This window comes from Pseudoalteromonas sp. ABE4_541 (genome assembly GCF_056312285.1).
Genome location: NZ_JBSVEM010000002.1, coordinates 211431 through 234369 on the forward strand (window position 1 = coordinate 211431; position 22939 = coordinate 234369).

20 protein-coding genes are annotated in these 22939 nt (G+C 39.8%); 6 read left to right on the forward strand and 14 right to left on the reverse strand.

Going from position 1 to position 22939, the window contains the following annotated elements:
• The first annotated feature begins 12 nt into the window (after window positions 1-12).
• From ACW689_RS03600 to ACW689_RS03620, 5 genes are all read left to right on the forward strand, one after another.
• Window positions 13-1215 (forward strand): outer membrane beta-barrel protein, encoded by a 1203-nt coding sequence (locus ACW689_RS03600; RefSeq protein WP_476288530.1) that lies wholly within the window; start codon window positions 13-15, stop codon window positions 1213-1215.
• A gap of 6 nt (window positions 1216-1221) precedes the next feature.
• Complete coding sequence (locus ACW689_RS03605; protein WP_476288531.1) at window positions 1222-1743, forward strand: polysaccharide biosynthesis/export family protein; 522 nt, start codon at window positions 1222-1224, stop codon at window positions 1741-1743.
• Window positions 1743-3941, forward strand: a complete 2199-nt coding sequence (locus ACW689_RS03610; RefSeq protein WP_476288532.1) for a GumC family protein — start codon at window positions 1743-1745, stop codon at window positions 3939-3941. The genes ACW689_RS03605 and ACW689_RS03610 overlap by 1 nt, the downstream gene beginning before the upstream one ends.
• Window positions 3942-4249: 308 nt before the next feature.
• Window positions 4250-4981, forward strand: coding sequence for a tyrosine-protein phosphatase (locus tag ACW689_RS03615; RefSeq protein ID WP_476288533.1), 732 nt, complete (start codon window positions 4250-4252; stop codon window positions 4979-4981).
• Window positions 4982-4995: 14 nt separating this feature from the next.
• Window positions 4996-5709, forward strand: coding sequence for a hypothetical protein (locus ACW689_RS03620; RefSeq protein WP_476288534.1), 714 nt, complete (start codon window positions 4996-4998; stop codon window positions 5707-5709).
• Between the two features lie 244 nt (window positions 5710-5953).
• Here ACW689_RS03620 and ACW689_RS03625 read toward each other — a convergent pair whose 3' ends face one another.
• Genes ACW689_RS03625 through galU form a run of 14 tightly spaced genes read right to left on the reverse strand, consistent with a single transcriptional unit; the run spans window position 5954 to window position 21827 of the window.
• On the reverse strand, window positions 5954-7360 hold the full coding sequence (locus ACW689_RS03625; RefSeq protein WP_476288535.1) for a phosphomannomutase: 1407 nt from the start codon (window positions 7358-7360) through the stop codon (window positions 5954-5956).
• A gap of 1 nt (window position 7361) precedes the next feature.
• On the reverse strand, window positions 7362-8771 hold the full coding sequence (locus tag ACW689_RS03630) for a mannose-1-phosphate guanylyltransferase/mannose-6-phosphate isomerase (protein WP_476288536.1): 1410 nt from the start codon (window positions 8769-8771) through the stop codon (window positions 7362-7364).
• A gap of 37 nt (window positions 8772-8808) precedes the next feature.
• Complete coding sequence (locus ACW689_RS03635) at window positions 8809-9765, reverse strand: DHH family phosphoesterase (protein WP_476288537.1); 957 nt, start codon at window positions 9763-9765, stop codon at window positions 8809-8811.
• Complete coding sequence (gene cysC / locus ACW689_RS03640; RefSeq protein WP_476288538.1) at window positions 9762-10418, reverse strand: adenylyl-sulfate kinase; 657 nt, start codon at window positions 10416-10418, stop codon at window positions 9762-9764. The genes ACW689_RS03635 and cysC overlap by 4 nt, the downstream gene beginning before the upstream one ends.
• 35 nt (window positions 10419-10453) lie before the next feature.
• Window positions 10454-12193, reverse strand: a complete 1740-nt coding sequence (locus ACW689_RS03645) for an SLC13 family permease (protein WP_476288539.1) — start codon at window positions 12191-12193, stop codon at window positions 10454-10456.
• 20 nt (window positions 12194-12213) lie between these two features.
• Window positions 12214-13500 (reverse strand): flippase, encoded by a 1287-nt coding sequence (locus ACW689_RS03650; protein ID WP_476288540.1) that lies wholly within the window; start codon window positions 13498-13500, stop codon window positions 12214-12216.
• 4 nt (window positions 13501-13504) lie between these two features.
• Window positions 13505-14506: a glycosyltransferase gene (locus ACW689_RS03655; protein ID WP_476288541.1), complete on the reverse strand. Its 1002-nt coding sequence runs from the start codon at window positions 14504-14506 to the stop codon at window positions 13505-13507.
• Window positions 14503-15735 carry a hypothetical protein gene (locus tag ACW689_RS03660; protein WP_476288542.1) on the reverse strand — a complete coding sequence of 411 codons (1233 nt, stop codon included), beginning with the start codon at window positions 15733-15735 and terminating at the stop codon, window positions 14503-14505. Before ACW689_RS03660 ends, ACW689_RS03655 begins: the two co-directional genes overlap by 4 nt.
• Complete coding sequence (locus ACW689_RS03665; RefSeq protein WP_476288543.1) at window positions 15735-16502, reverse strand: glycosyltransferase family 2 protein; 768 nt, start codon at window positions 16500-16502, stop codon at window positions 15735-15737. Before ACW689_RS03665 ends, ACW689_RS03660 begins: the two co-directional genes overlap by 1 nt.
• Window positions 16492-17379 carry a sulfotransferase domain-containing protein gene (locus ACW689_RS03670; RefSeq protein ID WP_476288544.1) on the reverse strand — a complete coding sequence of 296 codons (888 nt, stop codon included), beginning with the start codon at window positions 17377-17379 and terminating at the stop codon, window positions 16492-16494. The genes ACW689_RS03665 and ACW689_RS03670 overlap by 11 nt, the downstream gene beginning before the upstream one ends.
• Entirely contained in the window at window positions 17366-18532 is a 1167-nt protein-coding gene (locus ACW689_RS03675; RefSeq protein WP_476288545.1) for a nucleotide sugar dehydrogenase, read from the reverse strand. The genes ACW689_RS03670 and ACW689_RS03675 overlap by 14 nt, the downstream gene beginning before the upstream one ends.
• Window positions 18532-19959, reverse strand: coding sequence for a sulfate adenylyltransferase subunit CysN (cysN, locus tag ACW689_RS03680; protein WP_476288546.1), 1428 nt, complete (start codon window positions 19957-19959; stop codon window positions 18532-18534). The genes ACW689_RS03675 and cysN overlap by 1 nt, the downstream gene beginning before the upstream one ends.
• Entirely contained in the window at window positions 19959-20873 is a 915-nt protein-coding gene (gene cysD / locus ACW689_RS03685; RefSeq protein WP_476288547.1) for a sulfate adenylyltransferase subunit CysD, read from the reverse strand. The genes cysN and cysD overlap by 1 nt, the downstream gene beginning before the upstream one ends.
• A 30-nt stretch (window positions 20874-20903) precedes the next feature.
• A complete protein-coding gene (galU, locus tag ACW689_RS03690) occupies window positions 20904-21827 on the reverse strand; it encodes a UTP--glucose-1-phosphate uridylyltransferase GalU (protein ID WP_476288604.1) in 924 nt (307 codons plus the stop codon).
• A 448-nt stretch (window positions 21828-22275) separates the two neighbouring features.
• Between galU and ACW689_RS03695 the strand changes: the two genes are divergently transcribed.
• Window positions 22276-22938 carry a transglutaminase-like cysteine peptidase gene (locus ACW689_RS03695; protein ID WP_476288548.1) on the forward strand — a complete coding sequence of 221 codons (663 nt, stop codon included), beginning with the start codon at window positions 22276-22278 and terminating at the stop codon, window positions 22936-22938.
• Window position 22939: the final 1 nt, after the last annotated feature.

Sequence of the window (22939 nt, forward strand, 5' to 3'; positions counted from 1 at the left end):
GACTATAAGCAAATGAAATTTAAATTGGCGCTGCCACTTTTGGCGATCAGTGTATGCTCAGCAGTACAAGCAAATGAAGCAACCGATTCTGGCGTGATCAAAACATCATCAGGCATTGACTTAATTCCTAGCTTGTACACAGCGTTCAAGCACGACAGTAACATTGCCCGTACTAGCAACAACGAGAAATCAAGCTCGATTTTAGAAGTTGCACCAACGCTGAATGCACAACTTGAACAAGGCACGAACAAGTACACAGGTCAAATTGGTTTGGCTTCGGGTACGTATTTTTCAAGTAGTGATGATAACTACCTAGACTTCAATGCATCAGGTGAAGCGGCGATTGAGCTTAACCAAAACCACAGTTACAGCCTTAAAGCCGGCTACCAAAATGCGCACGAAGAGCGCGGTACGGGTATCTCTGAAGGCTTGGGTGGCGCACAGAACGATGTAACTAAATACCGCTTTGCGAATTTTGGTGCGAGCTACCAATACGGTGCGCAATCAACACCTGCACGTATTCAATTATCAGCGGATATGTCATTCAAAGACTACACCAACTTTGAGGCTATTTCTAAGTTCCGTGATGTTGAAACAACCACTATAGGTTCTACGTTTTTCTACGACACAGGTGCATACACAAGCCTAGTGGCTGAGATCAAGTCTGAAGATGCCGAGTATGACGTACTAGACATCAGCGATGCTCGCGGTACTAAAGACTCATCATCCATGTTCTACCAGGTGGGTGCAGAGTGGCAAGCCACAGCAATGACCAGCGGTAACGTGCGCATTGGTTATCAAGACAAAGATTTTGATTCAGCAGCACGTGAAGATTTTAGCGGTTTATCTTGGAGCGCTGGCGTAACTTGGCAACCATTAACGTACACGTCTGTTGCGTTCAACACCTCACGTATTGCTCGTGACCCAAGCACCATTGGTGACTACATCCGTGATACCAACTATGGTGCAACATGGACACACACTTGGAATGAGTTTGTAAGTACTGACATTGGTTATAGCCATAAATCAGAAAACTACGTTGGTATCAGCAACCGTAAAGATACCACTAAGTCATACACAGTTGCTGCAAATTATGACTTAAAACGTTGGATCGACCTAAAAGCAGGTATCGACTTCCAAGACAAAACATCTACACAACAAAACATCAGTTTTGACAAGTTGGTGGTATTTGTAGGTGCAACCTTCACACTATAAGAGCTTATGAAATATAAAGTATTTTTAATACTAAGCTTGTTATTAACTTTCGGAAGCGCTTATGCTTCCGAAAGTGTTTACAGGCTTGGCCCAGGCGATAAAGTCATTATCAAGGTATTTGGCCATCAAGACTTAGAGCTTGAAACCCAACTGACCGATAGTGGCAGCATCAATTACCCATTTTTAGGAGTCGTTAGCCTAAACAACCTCACCATTAAAGAAGCTGAGCAGCTTATCTATAATGGCTTAAAAGGCGACTATCTAGTACAACCGAATGTTTTTGTGGGTATTCAAGAATACCGCCCTTTTTACATTCATGGTGAAGTTAAAAAACCCGGTGGCTATCCATACCAACCAGGCATGACCGTCAACCAAGCAGTTGCACTGGCAGGCGGTTTGACCGAACGTGCGTCTCGCGAAAAAATATTTATTAGCCGCGAAGGCACCAAAAGTGAAAAAGAGCAAGGCTCATTAACCGCGCGTATAAAAGCCGGTGACACCATTACCATTGAACAGAGATTTTTCTAATGACCGCAGTACATAACGCACTTCAGCCTACTGAAAATCAGCAAGAAGAAGTGATCGATTTACGTCATTATTTTACCGTGATTATGCGAGCCAAATGGCGCATTTTAATGCTGGCCATTTTAACGTCTGTGATCGCCGTATTTGTGGTTTTAAGCTTGAAACCCGTATTTCGCTCAACCGCCACATTATTAATTGAGGCTGAGCAAGCCCGCGCTATCAAGATTGAAGAAGTGTACGGTATCAACTCTTCACAGCAAGAGTATTATCTCACTCAGTTTGAAATATTAAAGTCACGTTCTATTGCCGAACGTGTGTTTGATCAGCTAAACCTTGCGCAGCACCCTGACTTTCTAATGAAGCCATCGGCCCTCAGCCGACTCAAAGCAAGTATTGATTTCTTACCAGCAAGCAATGACGAATTGAACTCAGAGCAGCTTTCAATCCTTTTAAAACAGAAACAAATTGATTTGTTTATAGAAAAACTCTCAATCAGCCCTGTTAGAAAAACACAATTAGTAAAGATCAGCTTTGAAACTCACGATGCAGCACTTGCAGCACAAGTCGCCAATGCGGTAGGTGATGCTTATATTAATTCACAGTTAGAAGCTAGACTAGGCATTACACAAAAAGCCAATGCTTGGTTGGGTAGTCGATTAGGTGAGTTACGTACTCAATTGGATGAGTCCGAGCGCCGTTTAGAATCTTATCGAAAAGAGCATAACCTTGTAGATATTGCAGGCATTACGTCACTAGATGCCCAAGAACTTGAAAACTTAAATAAGGAGCTAGTGACCACTCGCTCACGCGCCGCTGAAGCGGAAGCATTTTTAAAACTAGTACAAAAGTACGGAAAAAATGATATTGCACGGCTAGAGAGCTTACCTGAGATCACCTCACACAGCTCTATCCAAAACGTGAAGCGCGAAGTGATCATGGTTGAACGTAAGTTATCTGAGCTGTCTAAAGTATATGGTCCTAAGCATCCAAAAATGATTGCGGTGCAATCGGAGCTTAGTGCTGTAAAAGAAAGCCTGCGCGCACAAATTCAGCGCTTAGTGCAAGGTATTGAAGACGAAGCACGTACCGCATCACAAAACTACGAGGCGCTCAAACAACAATTTGAGCAAGCACGTAGCAGCTTTAGTCAATTAAGCTCGGTTGAAACTGAATACCGCCGTTTGTTGCGTGAAGTACAAACCAACCGCCAACTATTCGATAATTTCCTTTCTCGTCAAAAAGAAACGGCTGTGACGGGCGACTTTGACTCTCCTGTAGCGCGCTTTACCGACCGAGCCATTGTTACCTCAGAACCAGTTAAACCTAAAAAGTCACTAATTGTGGCTCTGGTGTTTGTAGCTACAATTGGCTTTGGTATTGTTATTGCGTTTGTGCACGACAGCTTAAACGACACCATTAAGTCAAGCCATGATGCGGAAACCAGCCTCGCACAGCGCGTTTTAGGTTATGTGCCTCTACTTGATAAAAAGGCGGCTGAGCAACGTGATGAAGCCTTCTTTGACAAAGATCAGAAAATGTTTGCTGAGTCGGTGCGCTCTATTCGCACCTCAATGAGCTTGTTGGCTCTTGATAGACCGATGAGTATCATTGAAGTAACGTCTTCATTCCCATCTGAAGGCAAAACTTCAACGTCAATGAACTTGGCTTATGCATTTTCAGCCCTTGAGCGTGTATTAATTATTGATGCGGATATGCGTAAACCAACGTTGGGCAAACGACTTGGCTTGCCTACTTATCAAGCAGGTTTGGCAAACTACCTAGCTATGACAGACTCAATCGACGATTGTATTGTAAGTGAAGTTAAGCCGCATGTTGATGTTATGCCGGCAGGTGCAATCCCACTAAACCCGCTTGAACTATTGGCACAACCTCGCTTTAAAGAGCTATTGACTGAGCTACAACGTCGCTACGATAAAATCATTGTCGATACGCCACCAGTACAGGCTGTCAGTGATGCTTTAGTTATTTCACCTTTGGCTGACGCGGTAGTAATGGTTGTGAAAGCCAATTCGACTCGTACGGCTTTAATCAAAAATAGCTTAGCTAAGCTCAATCAGGCACATGCAAAAGTGTTTGGTGTAGTACTCAACCAGTTTGATACTAAAGATGCGCAAAGCTACTATGGCCAATATGGTTACTACCAAGCGTATGAGCAAAGTGATAGCGGGAAAGCCGCTTAGCTGGATTGGTTATAGTACCAACAACATTAAGCGCGCATGTTGATTCTAGCCGCACTTGTTTAAAGTGCAGAGATTCTGTAGCAAGTTCAGAATGACGCAATAGTGTCAATTATGCAATTAATTAGGGAGACGACAATAGTCAAACAACATCTGTCGTCTTCCTGACGAAAGCCCGGATCTCCTAAACGATTTGTATTAATTGTAGATTCACGCTTTTTTATTTCCCCTCCCCTTTATAGTCTTCACACCAAATAGTCGGTACAATACGGCCGAAAATACTCCATAGTGAAACAGCTCAAGGCCTTAGAATGATAGATTTACACTGCCATATACTTCCCGGTATTGACGATGGTGCAAAAACAATAAAAGACTCCATTTTGCTGATCGACGCAGCTGTAAAACAAGGTATCACGCATATCGTAGCCACCCCACACATTCACTTTGGTACATTCGATAACAATAAAACCACGATAATGAACGCGCTTGGTGAAGTAAAACACGCGCTCAGCTACTCATCCTGTGAAGTACAAGTAAGCGCCGCCGCAGAAGTTCGCATCGGCACGGAAATGCTGGCACTATTACCGCAAAATAAGCTACCTTTCCTCGGTGAATATCAAGGTAAAAAAGTGCTGCTACTGGAAATGCCTCATAGCCAAATACCCGCAGGGGCCGACAAATTAGTAAAATGGTTACTCAGCAACAATGTAGTACCTATGATAGCGCACCCTGAGCGTAACCGTGAGCTACAGCAATACCCTGAAAAAATTAAACAATTCGTTAATATGGGCTGTTTATTTCAGTTAACCGCCGCCTCAGTATTAGATGATATGGGTAGTAAACCCAAAGCCCTCGCGGAATACTGGCTGCAGGAAAAGCTATTTAGCATAGTCGCAAGTGACAGCCACTCAATGCACCGCCGCCCCCCCAAAATGGCAGAAGCAAGAGAGAAAATAGCAGCACTTTGTGGTGATGAGTATGCGCACAAGCTCACTTACACGACGCCTAAAGACATTGCCAAAGCGCACTTTTCATTTGATTAATACAGGTTGTAGGCTTGAAAAATAATAATAACCCAGTTCAAAATCGCTATATGCAATATATAGCTTTAGCTGCCATAGCACCGCTGTGCATTTGGTTAATTGTAAAAAGTTACCACTTGGCCTTAGGGAGCGCCTATCACTTTAAAGCTAAGTACTATTTAGACCTATGGCAAAAAGGCAAGCCTGTAACAGAGCTTGCGTACAATGATGCAAAACAAGCAGCTGAAACATCTCTGGCCTTCGACTCAGCGCAAAGTTACTACCAAGTCACCCAAGCCAAACTATTAGAATGGGGCCGCGCTTCTCAATTTGAAGCACAACCCGATGATACAATTGCTGATTTATATAGCCAGTCGATAAACTCACGCCCCGCTTGGCCACAAACCTATGCCGACCTCGCCCACCAGCAGGCTTTTTTTGCACGTGATATTAAACAAGCGTTGTACACGCTAGAATTGGCTCATCAGTTTGGCCCATACACATGGCAAGTGCTCAACCAAACCATGATGATAGGCTTAGCCTATTGGCCAGAACTGACTGTTGCTCAAAAGCAACAAGTTTTTAAAAGTGCCGAGAAAATGAGTTCATTTAATGGCGGTAAGTTAACAAAGCTTATTGAAACAGCACGCTTTTACAATCAACAACAAGTACTATGCACGTACTTTAAGTTTTCAAAGCAACCAGAAGATAAAAAGCGCAGAGAGTATTTATTGAAAAAGCTGTGCTAACTGGAACTGTATTTTCTCTGGAAGATCCTGACCTTCGTCAGGATGACGGTATGTTAGCTATTTGAACACATTTTATATTTGTAAGATCCTGACCTCCGTCAGGATGACGAAACAGCAAATATTGTAGCGCTTTTTGTCATTCCAAATTGTATCGAACAGGATCGGGTCGCCGTATAGTCTTCTCAAGAATAAAGTAATCCATAACCACGTCACCCTGAATTTATTTCAGGGTCTTCTAAGCGTATTAAAAACCCCCAGAAACCTTTGCTAATACATTTGAAACGATTCTTTGTGCCTGAGGCTCACACTCGCTTTCAGCATAACAGCGAAGTTCTGGCGCATTCCCAGAGGGGCGCAAGTGAACGATATCTCCAGAATTGAGTGTTAGCCTTAGGCCATCGGTTACATCTACCTGCTCAACAATTCCCTTAATCCCCAATTTCTCCAACAGGACTAAGGGTTTTGCTTTGCCTTGTTCTATAATTGCTTGACTTCGTGTTGTAGCAAAGTCTTTGATTCGATCGCTATGCGTAAAACGTTGTGGCAGTTTGTTTAACTGCTGACTTATCGATCCCGATTTTGCAGCAACGAGTACACATAAAGCAGGTAGAAGCGCATCACGCGTCGCCAGTTGTTGCATGGTCTGGCTGTTTAACTGCAAATCACAGGCTAATAAAAAGCCGCCATTGGCTTCGAAACCAGCAACACTTGCATGAGATTTAGCAAGTTCAGAAAAAACTTCAATCACATACGGTGAGCCTATTTTAGTGCGTACTACTTGTTTAAAACTGTTTGTTAGCTCAATGGCTGTATTACAACTAACAGGCACAGCAAGCGCTTCAATCTTCAAATATTGAGCTGCCAATAAACACAGAATATCGCCTCTTAGGTACTCACCATTTTCGTCGGCCAATAAAGGTCTATCACCGTCACCATCTGTGGAAAAAATCGCATCTAGATCATACTCTTTTGACCAAACACGAGCTTGTTGCTTGTCTTCTTCTGCAACCGCCTCAGTATCAATAGGCACAAATTCATCACTGCAACCCAGTTCGACAACCTCAGCCCCTAAAACTTTAAATAGCTCTGGGTATAACGCTCTTCCCGCGCTTGAATGTAGATAAATACCAATACGTTTACCTGCAAGCGGTTGACCTGTGAATACATTCAAATAACGAGCTAAATACTGTTGACGTGCAAAGCTATCGGCTATAGGCAACTCAGTCAAATCAAACATTTCTACAGCCACTTGGCTGTTTAAAATAGCCTGTTCATCCGCCTTGGTTATTTCCCCATCAGTGCGGTAGAACTTTAAGCCATTTCTATCAAAAGGAATGTGACTGCCCGTTACCATGATCGCAGGGATCTGCTTAAGCTGCGCTGCATAAGCAAGCGCTGGCGTAGGTACTACGCCATAATACTCCACATCAATATTGAGCGCTTTCAAAGCTGCAATACAGCCCTGTGCAATTGCAGGACTGCTTGGACGATTATCAATGGCAATCGCGACTCGCGCTACCTCTGTTTGACTCGCCACAAATGCACTGGCGAACGCACCGCATACTTGCGGGGTAAACTGGCTTACTAAGCCCCTTGCGCCGCTGGTACCAAAGCTAATCCCGCTTTGCTTAATGATTTCGCATGCTTGCATATTATGCCCGTCCGTATTTGTCTTCAAAGCGCACAATGTCATCTTCACCCAAGTAAGAGCCTGACTGCACTTCAATCAACTCTAAATTGACTTTACCGGGGTTTTCTAGCGCATGTACTTGGGTAATAGGAATATATACCGACTCATTCTCTGTGACATACTGCTCAGTATCACCAATTAGTACCTTAGCTGTACCTGAAACTACAATCCAATGTTCCGCTCTATGGTGGTGCATTTGCACTGATAGCTTCGCGCCCGGTTTAACCGTGATACGCTTAACCTGAAAACGTTCACCATTATCAATAGAATCATACTTACCCCAAGGGCGATACACTTCACGATGAAAAGTCACTTCAGGGCGATGCTCAGCTTTTAATTCATTCACAATGGCTTTAACTTGTTGTGACTTATCTTTATGAGCCACCAAAACCGCATCTTTGGTGTTTATGACCACTAAATCTTGAACACCCACTGTAGCCACTAATTTATCATCACTGCACACCAAAGTGTTGTGGGTATCAACCGCTTTGACATCGCCACGAAATGCATTGCCGTTCTTATCTTGGTCCGAGACATCCCAAAGCGCAGCAAAACCGCCAACATCACTCCAACCTGCATCAAGTGGCACCACTACAGCATGCTCTGTTTTTTCCATTACCGCATAATCAATGGAATCACCTGGGCATGCTTCAAACTCAGCTTTATTAATGCGAATAAAATCTAAATCCGGCGTTTGCTCACCCAGCGCTAATTCACACGCTTTATAAATCTCAGGCTGAAAGCGCTTTAACTCATTTAGATAACGACTTGCTTTAAACATAAACATGCCACTATTCCAGTAGTAGTCACCACTGTCTAAATATTGTTGAGCGCGAGCTTGATCTGGCTTTTCTACAAACTGAGCAACAGCATAGCCTTTCTCATCAACACTATTGCCACGCTTAATATAACCATACCCAGTTTCAGGGTGAGTCGGCACAATTCCAAACGTAACTAAATGCCCAACACTGGCCAAATTTGATGCTTGCTCAATTGCTAAATGAAATGCCTTACTATCTTTAATTACATGATCTGCTGCCAGTACCAGTAATAGAGGATCTTCCCCCTGCTCAATGGCTTTAAAAGCCGCCAATGCAATAGCTGGTGCAGTATTCCTGCCAACTGGTTCTAAAATTATCTTGCCATCATTCACATTCATTTGACGCAACTGCTCTGCCGCAATAAAACGGTGCTCTTCGTTACAAATAAGCAAAGGCGATGATTGCTCTAGTCCCTCTAAACGCTGCAAGGTTTGTTGCAACAAGGTGTGCTGACTTTTTCCGAACCGATGAAACTGTTTTGGAAAGCGCTCTCTTGAAATCGGCCATAGTCGAGTTCCAGAACCGCCTGCTAATACGATTGGTAAAAACATAAGCACTATAGCCTTAGATTCCAATTATCGATACAAATTATCTATAGTAGTTCGATAATACTTGCACAAATTTAGTAAGTTGGTCTTGCGGTAACTTGTTTATTCCCGCAGCTGCTTTTCGGCCTCCCCCGCTTACAAATTGAGTACAAATTTCATCTGCGCCAATACGGTTTTCTAAGGGAGCTCTTACGCTGACTAAGTATGTACCGTCTTCGTTAAGCGTAAGCACTGCGTGTGCTTTGCTTGGGTTACTATTTGCTAGCAGATTTCCATACGTGCCACTAATTCTTCTTGCCCAAGCTTCACAAGGTAAAACATAAACTTCACACAATTCGCTACAAAAGTAACTCTCTATATCGCTGACGTATTTTAAGTCTTTCTCATAGCCAGTTCGCAAAGTATAAAACACAGAGCTGGTATCACTTTCCAGTTGGAGCGGATTTTCAATATTACTCAATTTCTTATAGAGCTCAGCCGGGTCAAAATGTAAATCTGCCAAGCTAGCACCATACCCATTGTAATTAATCAATGTACCAAGCTCTTTTAGAAATGACCTTTGTTCTTTTGTCAGCTCATTTTCTTCTGCCAGCTCATCGGCAACAGAGACCAAGTTATCACCATACGCAGCTGCAATTGCCCATAGTATATATTTATTATCAAGCATCTTATTGATTAATAAACTAGTACAAATTTCCGGTGCAGTATCTATTAATGTTTCAAGATAGCTAGAGTTGGGTACTTTGCCAGTCCTGTGATGGTCGCAATAAAACACATGAATACTATTTGCTAAAATTAACTCTAGCGCTTGCGTATTTTTTTCCATCGAAATATCAAGGGCATTTACTTTTGTAGCAAGTGATAAATCAACATGTTTTAGTAAGTTATTATCGCGTTTTACACCTGTGATTAACTTACTCTCTACAGGCTCATTCAAACGAAGCTGTAGTAACGCAATGATGCCGTCAGCATCACCATTAAAAACATCATAAATCATAGTCGCGTATCCTGTGTAGGCTGCACATATTCATTTTGAATTAAATAACTAACAATTTGCTCTGCACAGGCTTCAATAGACTGTTCTGCTGTTTTAACACATATTTCAGGGGTTATCGGTGCTTCGTAATCTGAGCTAATACCAGTAAAGTGTTTAATTTCGCCACTGCGCGCTTTTTTATAAAGCCCTTTTGGATCTCGTTCTTCACACACAGAAATAGGTGTATCTATAAATACTTCAATAAATTGACTTGGCTCTAACAGGTTTTTTACCATTTGACGGTCAGCCCTAAACGGCGAAATAAACGCAGAGCTGACTATTAAGCCTGCATCTACAAATAACTTTGCGACCTCGCCAATACGGCGAATATTTTCTACCCGGTCTTCATCGGTAAACGACAAATCACCATTGAGTCCATGGCGTACATTGTCACCGTCAAGCACGTAAGTTTTACAGCCTTTATCATGTAATTGTCTATCTACCGCATTAGCCACGGTTGACTTACCAGAGCCACTTAGCCCTGTGTACCAAATTACGAGTGGTTTGTGGTTATTGCTGGCAACACGTTCTTGATGCGTAACACTTGCTTGATGCCAAACAACGTCTGACGATTTAGCTTCCGTCTCTTTATTTATGTATGGAGTATTTGTCATGGAGTTAAACGTTAGTCCGTCAATTTATTAAAAGTTTAAAAGGGGTAAATAATAGGAATTACAAATAAAGCAGTGACTGTATAAGCAAACGAAACGGGCAAGCCAAGTTTTAAATAGTCTTTAAACTGGTATTCGCCAGCAGAATATACCATCAAGTTTGTTTGATAACCATAAGGGGTTATAAAGCTTGCACTTGCACCAAATGCGACTGCCATAATGAATGGCATTGGGTCAAGGCCAAAGGAGTTAGCTACACTTAACGCAATAGGAAACACTAATGCCGCTGCTGCATTATTCGTAATAAGCTCTGTGAGTATAAGTGACACAATAAACACTCCAATAAAAGCACCATAAACACCGAAATAGCTGGTAATAAGTAATACGTAGTCACTGAGCGTATTAGCTAAACCTGAACTATAAACGGCACTCGCAATGGCAAGCGCACAGCCAACTACAATGGCTATTTCAAACGGTAATCTTCGCCTTATTTCTTGTACACTTATAAGCCCAAACGAGATATAGCTGGCGAGCAATAACAATAAGCCCTTTAACAAAGGCAGTATATTAAATGCCGCTAAACCCAGTACGGCAATAAAACCAACCACTGAAAGCAAACTTGCACGTTTACTTAGCAGGTTATTCGCAAAATCATCATTCAAAATAATAAAGTTTCGTTTAAGGTTTTTGCGCGTTTTAAAGTCACTCCCCACTGCAAGTAACAATACATCACCTGCACTTATAACAACTTTACCTAACCCACCTGATAGCGTTTGGTTACCACGTTTTACACCCACTACACTCGCATTAAAACGTGCTCGAAACTGCGCTGTTTTAATGGTTTTGCCTAATAAGCTACTTTCGTGTAATACAATGACTTCAACTAAGTTTAAGTTATTGCTATAACTGGTTTCACCGACTATTTGTAATTTATCGAACTGCCCTAACGTAGCAACATCAGTTAAATCACCAGAAAATAACAACCTATCACCTGCTTCTATAATATCGCTTGGCCTTACTGGGCTAATGAGCTTATCGCCACGAATAACCTCAGCTAAAAACAAACTGCCTAAATCGCGAAAGCCATTTTCCAGTAGCGTTTTACCAACTAAGTTAGAGTCATTCCGCACTTTTGCTTCTAAAAAATAAGCATTCGTGTTAGCTGAATCTTGTGACGTTAATTTAGGTAATAGTGGAATAGTACATATTAAAGTAAGCAAGCATGCTAACACTACCCATATTGCCACTGGCGTAGTGCTAAAAAGCGAAAGTGGTGTTAGCGCCGCATCTTCAACAAAACTGGCTACTATCAAATTGGTTGAGGTACCAACTAGGGTAAGCGTACCGCCAATAATACTTGCGTAACTCAGCGGTAATAAATAGCGACTCGCATCATTGGGTAAGCTTTGTTTTATACTTGCCATTAAGGTGGCAACCACTGCTGTATTATTTGTAACAGATGACATAAAACAAGCACATACTAGGAGTTTAAAATAGTTACCAATAAAACGACCTTTACTTAACACATTGCCAATCTTGCGTATGAAGGTTGTTTTTTCTATAGCAAAACTGCAGGTTAACAACAGCACGAGGGTAACCAAGGCACTATTAGTAAAACCAGATAAATACGTTGTTTGCGCAATCGTACCCGTTAAAAAAAGCACTGATGCCACCCCAGCAAACACTAATAGCGGCCTAATTTTAAACACCACTAGCGCAACTAACAGTGCCATTATATTACACGCGACCCAAGTTTGACTTTGAAAAAACAATTCCATTTTATTCTTATTTTTCTCTTTTACTGCGGGCCATTAACAGGTAATTTACGAAAAATATTAAGGGTATTAAAGCCCAAACGTTTTTTTACCATCCATACAGCAAGTAGGTTTTGCGTCGCTACTGATATAGCAGTCGCATAAGCGGCACCATAAAGTCCGTAATCTTTAGTCAACCAAAACGCTAAAAAAATCGCGAGTGGGCCTGAAAATAACACCACATTTCTAAAATCTTTTTCATGGCCTGTCATATTCAATAAGTACCCCACTGAACCAGTAATGACATTGATAAATTGCCCTACTGCCATTATCTGTAGTAAAGGTGCTGCAATAACGTATTCCTCACCAAACAAGTCCATTAAAAACTCAGGAAACACCAACATAAACAACAAAACCGGTGTGGCCATAACAAGCATTAATTTGCTTGATAGTTTAGATAAATTATCAACCTCAGTATGATTACCTTTTGAAAACGCATTAGCAAATTTTGGTGCGACGACCAAATTAACAGCAATGAGAACAAAACTTGCAAGTAATGCAGTACGTTGAGCAGATGCAAAATAAGCGATATTTTCAGCGCTTAAATATTTACCTGTAGCAAGTTGCCCTGCCCACTGCACGCACTGCGTCATAATCATAACCATAAACAATGGTAATAATGCTTGTTTTAAAGAATTATCTAGCTTTAAAGATAAGTTAAACTTTGCGCGTTTATCTTTAAACCAAAAGGTTAAACCTAAAAGTGCTGAAAATAGCAAACAAACACAATAAAGGGTTAAACCTTGTATCGCATCCAAATTCACTGACCAAAAGTAGGCAAGTGCTATCAGCATTAAGAAGCACAAAGGCGTAACAACGTTTTGTACAATACTTGCAAATACGGTAACTTGCTTACCTTGCAAAGCACCTGCAATTAACTGTACAAGCGCAAACACAGCTAACGAAACACCAACAATTGGCATTAACGGAGTTAATTCGGGTTTATCAAAAATTTCAGCTATATAATTATCGAAAGAGATAAAAACTGTAAAACATAATAACCCTAAGAGCAAAGTATAAAATGTGAGGCTACTGAATCCAAAATTAATTTTACACCAGTTTTTATCCGCCTCAGCACCCACAAGCTTAATTAATAAAGTAGGTGAACCAAGTGTAATTAATGTTCCAAGCAGCGACACGAGAGCAAGAGAAAACAGTAAATACCCTGCATCAACGGCATTAAAAAAGCGGGCAACGGTAAGGGTTACTAAGAAACCTGCCGCAGCACCAAATCCTCTTACGAAAAAAACTTCGACTACTCTCCTTAACACAATACTACCTTGTAGATTCCCAGTCTGTTTTATTACTAATCACCTTATACATACCTGCAAACCATCCAAAGGCATGAGAGATGTGTTGTATAAAAAAAACGCAAGGAGTAACCAGGTAGGATTTAAGACCTTTACTTCTCAGTAACGGTAGAGAGAATGTATAAGCACTAAATATATATGCAAGTATTAGAACTGTAAAAGCGTTAAAGCTAACATATAGTAAAGTGATAAGAGTAATGACAAAAAGTAAGGGTACAAAGCTCCTAACATTAGGGAAAATTGAATGCTTTTTGTAAATTGCTGGTTTAACTGATGAATACTGCATCATCATTTTACTTAACTTTCCAAGTTTGTTCCTGGAGAAATAATTAATACAATCACCCGGAATTTGTACAATCTTAAAGCCAGCTTTCTTTATTCTAATATTATGTTCTAAATCTTGACCACGTATGAATGATTCATCAAATTCACCAACTTCTTTAAAAATCGATGCTCTCCAGGCACCGAAAAGTACAGTATCACACTCTTCAACATTATTAGTCTCATGAGTTCTATGTGACGAACCTACGCCGAATTTAGAGCCTAAACAAAAAGCAATAGCACTTTCGATTGGACCATCTCCCAGAGGAACAGTGTTCACTCTATAAGCAACATTGCCAACATTTTCATTTTCAGTTAAGTAATTAACTAATGTTTTAAAATAACCCTTAGGATAAGTAGCGTGTGCGTCACAACGCACTATGTAGTCACCTGATGCATACTTTATCATTTGATTAAGCGCATACACTTGCTTTCTTTTTGAGTTTGTCAGAAGTTTAAAAGTGTATTTATTACTAAGCATTCTTAATATTGATAATGTTTTGTCTGTACTCTGCCCATCGCTTAATAAAACCTCATAGTCATAAGACTGATCATCAAATACAGACTCAAAAATACTATCAAGACATTTTTCAATAAAATCTTCTTCATTAAATATGGGGATAATTATGGATATTTTTGACTTCATTGGTTTTTTGTTTCTCTATAATAATATATGAAAGATAAAAGAAAAAGTGCCACGAAAACCTTAGCAGTAACAATTCCCCCCATACCTAATGAGAACAACATAAACTGTAAAAGGATTACTGATGTTTTTTTTGTAGCTAGACAACCTTTTATTTGTGAATAAATAGTGAAATAAAATATTAACACCCCCACCAACCCCATATATACAAATGACAGAAAAAAATAATTGGTTACCCGCTTTGCAAGTATTTCATCATCAAGCCTGTTCAATGCACTTGCATCTGCAAAATTGAAAAAAGCTCTATAAACATAATCCGAAGTTAACGTATCAGCCGTTAAACCGAGTCCAAATAGCGGATAGTCCTTTATAACATTGAATGCAACAATAGGGGGACCTAGAACTCTTGATAGAAAACTAATGTCAGTTCCAGATGAAAAACCATCCAACCTTTCAAAGAAAAATAGTTTAGTTATGATTATTAAAAATGCAGAGCCGAACACAAACAAAAAAAACACATTTTTCTTACTTTCCATAAACTTATCTAAGCCTATTGCAAGAAAAAATAGTAATATAATTGGGGAGCTAATTAGAATCATGAATAATAAACCAATTACTATTACATTCACTAATGGAAGCGCCCTCATTCTATAAATTGCAAAAAGTAAAAGCGCTGATAGCCACGCTAAGTGCGCTGGTTCTTTCATTAGTCCCATTGGCCGTCTATATCCATAAATTATAAGGTCTCTTTCATAGCCAACGTAAAGGCTATTTGCATATAAAAACTCCCTTATTATATCAAACTCCTGATTCAAGAAACCTAGTCTTTCAACAAACACAATGATTAGAAGAAAATACAAAAAGCTAATCAAAGCTTTCAGAAATATATCGATGTCAATATGCTTTACACTTCTTAAAAGAAAAGCAAACAAAGAAAAGCTCAAAATAAGTTGAATAGCTCCCGTCAGGCGCTCTGTAAAAAAAGAACCAACTTTAGGCACAATGAATACACATAAAACGCTTAAGGTTACTATTAATAGAAACCCCCTTAATAATTGCTTATCAATTTTCAATTGCACCAGTTGTAAAAGTACACCTAAACAAAATAGTAAATAAGGCACCATATAAGGGATTTTCATGCTGCCAACTGAAATTTCTGGCGTAACATAAAGTGAAAAGAACAAAATTGTCAATACTATGCCTGTTGATAATCTTTTTTTGGAAAGTAACATTATATGAGCGCAGCCTGATAAAGTTTTAACCCTTCTTGTTTAATACTATCTTTGTTTTTGATGCAAAAGATTATATATAAAAAATGACCTTTCCATCCAAAGATTCGTTTAAAAGATAACTTTTTCGATCTTAAAAAACTTGCTGTGAATGAAGTACCTGACGAATCTTCAGGATGAATTATGGGAATCAAATTAGTAGCTTTGATGTCAAGACCCGCATCAATTAACTTAGCCATAAAAACGCTTTCATCGCCTACGGGGAGTTCGCTTCCAGCACCCATATCTTCAGGAAAAATAATGTTTTTTTGGATTAACAGGCTTACTTTGACCAATATTTCTATTGTACCTACATTTAAAACACTAAACTTGTTAATCTTTTTATTTAAATCAGGATATCTTTTACGTAGTTTTCCATTTTCATCTGATATTCGGCACAAGTAACAATCACCATCATTACCCAAAACATATTCAGCATATCTTTTTAAAATTAGAATATTTATAGAGATATCGTCGTCCATAAACCAAATATATTTTGTTTTAACATTTGATACTGCAATATTTCGACTAATAGTCACTCCTCTGCTTTTATCAAAGATATACTCTAGGTTTTCTTTATGAGTAAAGTCGAAAGGTTCTGAAGCTTGATGAACAATTAATACTTTAAAACCCTGAGCGATAAATTGTTCAGCTATCTTTAACGCTTCCACAACTCTATTTTTATAAGTAGAGATTGCTATTGTAATCTCACAGAAATTTTTACGTGTCATTTATATTACTTAGAAACTCCTGAAGTTTTCGTTGATCTTCTCTAAAAAAGTCTGCAAGGTATTTTTTAAGAGAAACGCTAGCATTTTGTTTACTTCCGACATTATTTTTTCTTGTTGATTGTACTAAGCTAGCTGGAACTATTTTTTTTAGAATTCCTTTCAAAGGGTAGTCCTTAACTAAAAGGGTTTGAATAAATTTATTTCTAGGTATACCGGTTTTATTTTCTTGTGGCAATAGCGTTTCAGACTCATCTATATCACTGATATCAAAAAAGTTTAACACTTTCCTTAAGGTGCTCCTTTGTTCTTTAACCAGTTCATCAAAAGTTAGCACTAAAATTTGCTCTTTTGGAAAAGTATTATAAAAGCGTTTAATCTGTTCATAGTACAAACCACTAGTAGCATAGTGAAAACCGTAATCATAACCCGATTTTATCCTTTCATATTCAGAACTAAAAGCAGCTTCTATATCTTTACTTTCCAACATACTGCGTCTCTGATGATTATATAAAGAAACAGCCCTATCTATTGGATTTCTAACAACGATCAAAATTTTAGCATCAGGGTTATATTCAAAAATTTCTTTACTGGCAGTTTCTGAATATAAATATGAAGTAGAAAAATCTAGTGCCTTTCTATTTGAATTAATATCTTTGTAATTCGAATGATATTCGTTTAATGTTTCAAACTTTTTCGGCCCCACACAATATTCACCAAAATAATGTGGCTCTTTATCTAAAGGAATCTCTAATTGTTTCGAGTTCTTTAATAACTCAAAAATGGAAGTGGTACCAGCCTTGGCTGCGCCGACACAAAATAAACTTACTTTCATAATTAACTCTAATTCAGATAAGTCTAAAAACTTAATCGTTTCCAAACAAATCCCTTGTATACACTTTATCTAACACATCACTTAAATCTTCGTTCAGGCGGTTTGATACTATTACATCTGATTTATCTTTAAATTCAGCTAAACAATTCACAACCTCAGAATTGTAAAATTGCTTATCGTCTAGACTCGGCTCATATACAATTACCTCAACACCTTTTGCCTTGATGCGTTTCATGATCCCCTGAATGCTGGAAGCCCTGAAGTTATCCGAGCCCGATTTCATAATAAGGCGGTATATGCCAACCACTTTTGGCTGTTTGTTGAGAATAGAAAAAGCGATATGATCTTTACGCGTTCTATTCGCATCTACTATTGCATTAATCAAACAATTTGGTACATCTTCGAAGTTTTTGAGCAGTTGTTTTGTATCTTTTGGTAAGCAGTAGCCGCCATACCCGAATGACGGGTTGTTATAATGATTTCCAATACGAGGGTCTAAACTAACACCTTCAATGATTTGTTTTGTATCTAAACCATGCGTTTCGGCATAGGTGTCTAATTCATTAAAGTACGATACGCGCATAGCCAAGTAGGTATTTGAGAAAAGTTTCACAGCCTCAGCTTCTGTTGATTCAACAAGCAGCGTTGGTACGTTTTCTTTTATGGCACCTTGTTTTAATAAATTGGCAAATACTTCTGCGCGTTCAGACTTTTCACCTACGATGATTCTTGATGGGTGTAGGTTATCGTAAAGGGCCTTACCCTCACGTAAAAACTCTGGTGAAAAGAATATGTTATTACAACATAGCTTCTGCTTTATGCGTTTTGTGTAACCCACTGGTACAGTCGACTTGATTACCATAACAGCCTTCGGGTTAATCGCTTGTACATCTGCTATTACCGCTTCTACTGATTTAGTATTAAAGTGATTGGTCTCAGGATCATAATCAGTCGGGGTTGCTATAACAACGTAATCAGCGTCTTCATAGGCTGTTTTTTTATTGGTTGTTGCTATAAAGTCTAAATTTTTATTTTGAAGAAATTCTTCAATTTCTGCGTCAACAATAGGTGATATGCCATCATTTAGCATATCGACTTTTTCTTTTACTATATCAATTGCAACCACTTGGTTGTGTTGCGCAAGTAACATCGCATTTGAAAGGCCTACATAGCCAGTACCAGCAACAGCAATTTTCATTACTTACTAACCTCAACGTTACTACAGCCCCACTCAGGGAAGTGCTCTCTTACATATTGATTTAAGGCAATCTCAGCTTCTGTATAAACACGTTTTACAATACTACTTTGAGCAGATTCAGATAACGCTTCAACCATACCCGCGCCAACTGTTACATTAGTGAGCTTATCAATCACAATAAATGCGCCGGTTTGCTCTACTGATTTATACACATCTAAAGCAATCGCTTCATTTAGTTGTACATCTACAAGGCCAATGCCATTTAGCGGTAGGACTTGTTGCTTATCAGCTTTCACTTCAAGGGTGTTAATGTCTACTTCATGTTTTACGTTTGAAACAAAGCCTGTTACTGCTTTTGATGCAAACTTGAATAAATACTCTTTGTTTGTCGCAAGTTCAGTTTCGCTCATCCACACAATATTGGCACTAACGTTATTAGTTACTTCAGGTAGATTGTGGGAGTGCACCAACATATCGCCACGGCTAATGTCAATTTCATCATTTAAGGTAATGGTAATTGCATCGCCTGCGTAAGCGTCTTCAATATCACCTTCGTAGGTTACAATGCTTTTAACTGTACTTGTTTTACCTGATGGTAATGCTGTCACTGCATCGCCCGGCTTTACAACGCCCGATGCTACCGTGCCACAAAAACCTCTAAAATCAAGATTTGGGCGGTTAACATACTGCACAGGAAAGCGGAAATCTGTGTAGTTATTGTCACTGGCGATTTCTACGGTTTCAAGCAACTGCATTAAGGTAGGGCCTGTATACCAAGGCATATCTTCACTTGGGTTTACTACGTTGTCACCTTTCAATGCTGAAAGTGGTACAAATTGCACGTCTTGCAAGTTAAGCTTGTCACTTAGCCCTTTATACTGCTCTTTAATGTTTTCATAAACTTCTTGGCTGTAGTCGACAATATCCATCTTGTTGATAGCCACAATAATATGCTTAATACCAAGTAAACTTGCGATATATGAATGACGACGTGTTTGAGTAAGAACGCCTTTACGTGCATCAATCATCACTATGGCTAAATCGGCAGTAGACGCACCCGTTGCCATATTACGAGTGTATTGCTCATGGCCTGGGGTGTCTGCAATAATAAACTTACGCTTATCTGTAGAGAAGTAACGATATGCAACATCAATGGTAATGCCCTGCTCACGCTCTGACTGCAAACCGTCGACTAATAATGCTAAATCGAAGTCTTCATTTGTGGTATTAAACTTTTTAGAGTCGCTTTCAATCGCCGCCATTTGATCTTCATATATAAGCTTTGAATCAAATAACAAGCGTCCAATTAAAGTGGATTTACCATCATCGACACTGCCACAGGTTAAAAAGCGCAAGAGATCTTTGTTTTCGTGCTGCTTTAAATAAGCTTCAATGTCTTTTTCGATTAAATCAGATGCATGGCTCATTAAAAGTACCCCTCACGCTTTTTCTTTTCCATAGAACCAGATGAATCGTGGTCAATTGCTCGGCCTTGCCTTTCAGATGTGGTTGTTAATAACATTTCTTGAATGATTTCAGTGAGTGATGTTGCTTCTGATTCAACGGCACCAGTTAACGGGTAACAGCCTAGCGTTCTAAAACGTACCATTTTTTCTTCAATTACTTCGTCTTCACCAATCGGCATACGCTCGTCATCTACCATTATTAACATGCCATCACGCTCAACAACAGGGCGTTTAGCTGCTAAATAAAGCGGCACAATTTCAATGTTCTCAAGGTAGATATATTGCCAAATATCAAGTTCAGTCCAGTTACTTAGCGGGAATACGCGAATTGACTCACCTTTATCTACTTTGCCGTTATACACATTCCAAAGCTCAGGGCGCTGATTTTTTGGGTCCCAACGGTGGTTTTTATCTCGGAATGAATATACGCGCTCTTTCGCGCGTGACTTTTCTTCGTCACGGCGAGCACCACCAAAAGCAGCATCAAAACCATATTTATCTAATGCTTGTTTCAAGCCCTGTGTTTTCATTACATCGGTATGCTTTGAAGAACCAAAGTCAAACGGGTTCATATTCATCGCAATGCCTTCAGGGTTTTGGTGAACAATTAAGTCCATACCAATCTTTTTGGCCATGGCATCACGAAACTGGATCATTTCTTTAAACTTCCAGTTTGTATCTACGTGCATTAATGGAAACGGTGGCACACCCGGTGCGAATGCTTTACGCGCTAAGTGCAGCATTACTGCAGAATCTTTACCAATTGAATAGAGCATTACTGGGTTATCAAACTCGGCAGCAACTTCGCGAATAATATGAATTGATTCAGCTTCTAATTGCTTTAAATGAGTGCGGCGTGCTTTTTCAAATTCCATAATTTTTTACTTACTTATTTAAATAAACGGTTAAGCTATTAGCTCTACTTTAGAGTTGGCAACCGTAAGAGTTTGCTTAATGTGCTGTTTGAAGTCCTCACCCAAATTCGAGCAACGCAGTCCATACTCCAAGTTCGCGACCATATACCCTAACTTGCTGCCGCAATCATGAGACTTACCCACAATTTCATAGGCTTCGATTGGTTCCATGAGTAATAGTTGGTGTAATGCGTCGGTAAGCTGCACTTCATCGCCAGCACCTGGTGGGGTGTATTCTAAAATGTCCCAAGTATTGTGAGACAATACATAACGACCTGTGATAGATAAATTACTAGGGGCTGTGTCTACATCAGGTTTTTCAACCATGTCTTTTACTGGTGCTGTGTTACCCGCAGCTGGTTGTTGACCGTTTAAGTCTACAATACCGTATTGGTTTACGCGTTCCTGTGGCACAGGCTCGACCATAATTTGGCTTACACCGGTGTCATTAAAGCGTTTGATCATAGCCGCAAGGTTGTCTTGCTTTAAATCACTGTGGTATTGATCGATGATCACATCTGGTAGCATCACTACAAATGGCGATTCCCCCACCACGGAGCGAGCACATAAAATAGCATCGCCCAGCCCTTTTGCTACTGGCTGGCGTACAGAGATCACAGTCACATTTTTAGGCACTATAGCGCGCACTTCTTCCAATAGTTGGCGTTTTACACGCTTTTCAAGCGTGGCTTCTAACTCAAAGCTGGTGTCAAAGTGGTTTTCAATGCTGTTTTTTGACGAATGAGTAACGAGCACTATTTCGGTAATACCTGCCGCTACCGCTTCAGCCACTACATACTGAATAAGCGGCTTATCAACCAAGGGTAACATCTCTTTTGGGATGGCTTTAGTTGCAGGCAACATACGTGTACCAAGCCCAGCAACTGGGATCACGGCTTTAGTTACTTTAGGCATGTTTGAAGGTTGCTGCGTGCTGGCAACATTATTTTGGGCAAAACTGGTCACGTTACGTCCCTTTAAAAAACTACTCCACCGTTATGTAAGTATATGAGTTACATAACAAACTTACTTTGGTAAGTAGACTAAATTAAGAATTAGGTACAAATTTATTTACCAAAGCGCGACAATTGTACCTAGAAAAATACCGCTATAGCAAGCAAACTCAGTCATTTTTCTGAGTGAAAATTTCGCATGGAAATAAACCTTGTTCCCTTATTGGCTGCATGTTTAAATAACAAACAGAAGCTTACAAAGCGCTCGCTCTTTAACAGGAAACATGTTGGAAACAAGCGGCGATTAAAACCGCTAATTGTGAATAAAAAAAGGATAAAGCCGTATTTTTTGCGCACAAGTGTGATATTTGCTAGTCTTTGTTCACTTAACCTCCTCAAATGTTACAAAAATGCGACCATTCAAAGCTTATTACCTTGTCGCTGCGCTCATATTGCCCTTTTTTATTTTGAGCGACGACAGCCAATATATTGATAAGCTTTTTGAAGAGCAGATTTTAGCCCAAGCCAAAACACACTATAGCGCGCAAGCGCAAACTCGTTTTCAAGCATGGCATGAATTAATAAACACACACATACAAGATTCAACGTGGCAAAAGCTAAATGTGGTCAACAACTTTGCTAATAAACACATTCAATATTTAAGCGATCAACAACACTGGCAAGCGAGTGACTATTGGGCCACGCCAGTGGAAAGTTTAGGTACAGGCTATGGTGATTGCGAAGACTATGTGATATTTAAATATATGACACTCAGAGCCTTAGGTATTGCGCAAAGCAAAATGCGCTTAATGTATGTTAGAATAGCCGCAAGCAACGAACCCCATATGGTTTTAGTGTATTACGAGAAGCCTAACGAAGTACCTATGGTGCTGGATAACACAATAAATAAAATTTTATCTGCAAATCGGCGAACCGACCTAAAACCGGTGTATGCCTTTAATGCAAAGGGGCTTTGGCAAGCACGTGCCCATGGTGTGGGTAAAAAGCTGTCGGATACCGCGCGTATGACGCATTGGAGCGCCATGCTCGCAAGAATAGAAACAAGCAACTAAA

Coding starts and splice junctions, on each gene's coding strand:
- ACW689_RS03600 (WP_476288530.1), top strand. CDS start 13: ATGAAATTTAAATTGGCGCTGCCACTTTTGGCGATCAGTGTATGCTCA.
- ACW689_RS03605 (WP_476288531.1), top strand. CDS start 1,222: ATGAAATATAAAGTATTTTTAATACTAAGCTTGTTATTAACTTTCGGA.
- ACW689_RS03610 (WP_476288532.1), top strand. CDS start 1,743: ATGACCGCAGTACATAACGCACTTCAGCCTACTGAAAATCAGCAAGAA.
- ACW689_RS03615 (WP_476288533.1), top strand. CDS start 4,250: ATGATAGATTTACACTGCCATATACTTCCCGGTATTGACGATGGTGCA.
- ACW689_RS03625 (WP_476288535.1), bottom strand. CDS start 7,360: ATGCAAGCATGCGAAATCATTAAGCAAAGCGGGATTAGCTTTGGTACC.
- ACW689_RS03630 (WP_476288536.1), bottom strand. CDS start 8,771: ATGTTTTTACCAATCGTATTAGCAGGCGGTTCTGGAACTCGACTATGG.
- ACW689_RS03635 (WP_476288537.1), bottom strand. CDS start 9,765: ATGATTTATGATGTTTTTAATGGTGATGCTGACGGCATCATTGCGTTA.
- cysC (WP_476288538.1), bottom strand. CDS start 10,418: ATGACAAATACTCCATACATAAATAAAGAGACGGAAGCTAAATCGTCA.
- ACW689_RS03645 (WP_476288539.1), bottom strand. CDS start 12,193: ATGGAATTGTTTTTTCAAAGTCAAACTTGGGTCGCGTGTAATATAATG.
- ACW689_RS03655 (WP_476288541.1), bottom strand. CDS start 14,506: ATGAAGTCAAAAATATCCATAATTATCCCCATATTTAATGAAGAAGAT.
- ACW689_RS03660 (WP_476288542.1), bottom strand. CDS start 15,735: ATGTTACTTTCCAAAAAAAGATTATCAACAGGCATAGTATTGACAATT.
- ACW689_RS03665 (WP_476288543.1), bottom strand. CDS start 16,502: ATGACACGTAAAAATTTCTGTGAGATTACAATAGCAATCTCTACTTAT.
- ACW689_RS03675 (WP_476288545.1), bottom strand. CDS start 18,532: ATGAAAATTGCTGTTGCTGGTACTGGCTATGTAGGCCTTTCAAATGCG.
- cysN (WP_476288546.1), bottom strand. CDS start 19,959: ATGAGCCATGCATCTGATTTAATCGAAAAAGACATTGAAGCTTATTTA.
- cysD (WP_476288547.1), bottom strand. CDS start 20,873: ATGGAATTTGAAAAAGCACGCCGCACTCATTTAAAGCAATTAGAAGCT.
- galU (WP_476288604.1), bottom strand. CDS start 21,827: ATGCCTAAAGTAACTAAAGCCGTGATCCCAGTTGCTGGGCTTGGTACA.
- ACW689_RS03695 (WP_476288548.1), top strand. CDS start 22,276: ATGCGACCATTCAAAGCTTATTACCTTGTCGCTGCGCTCATATTGCCC.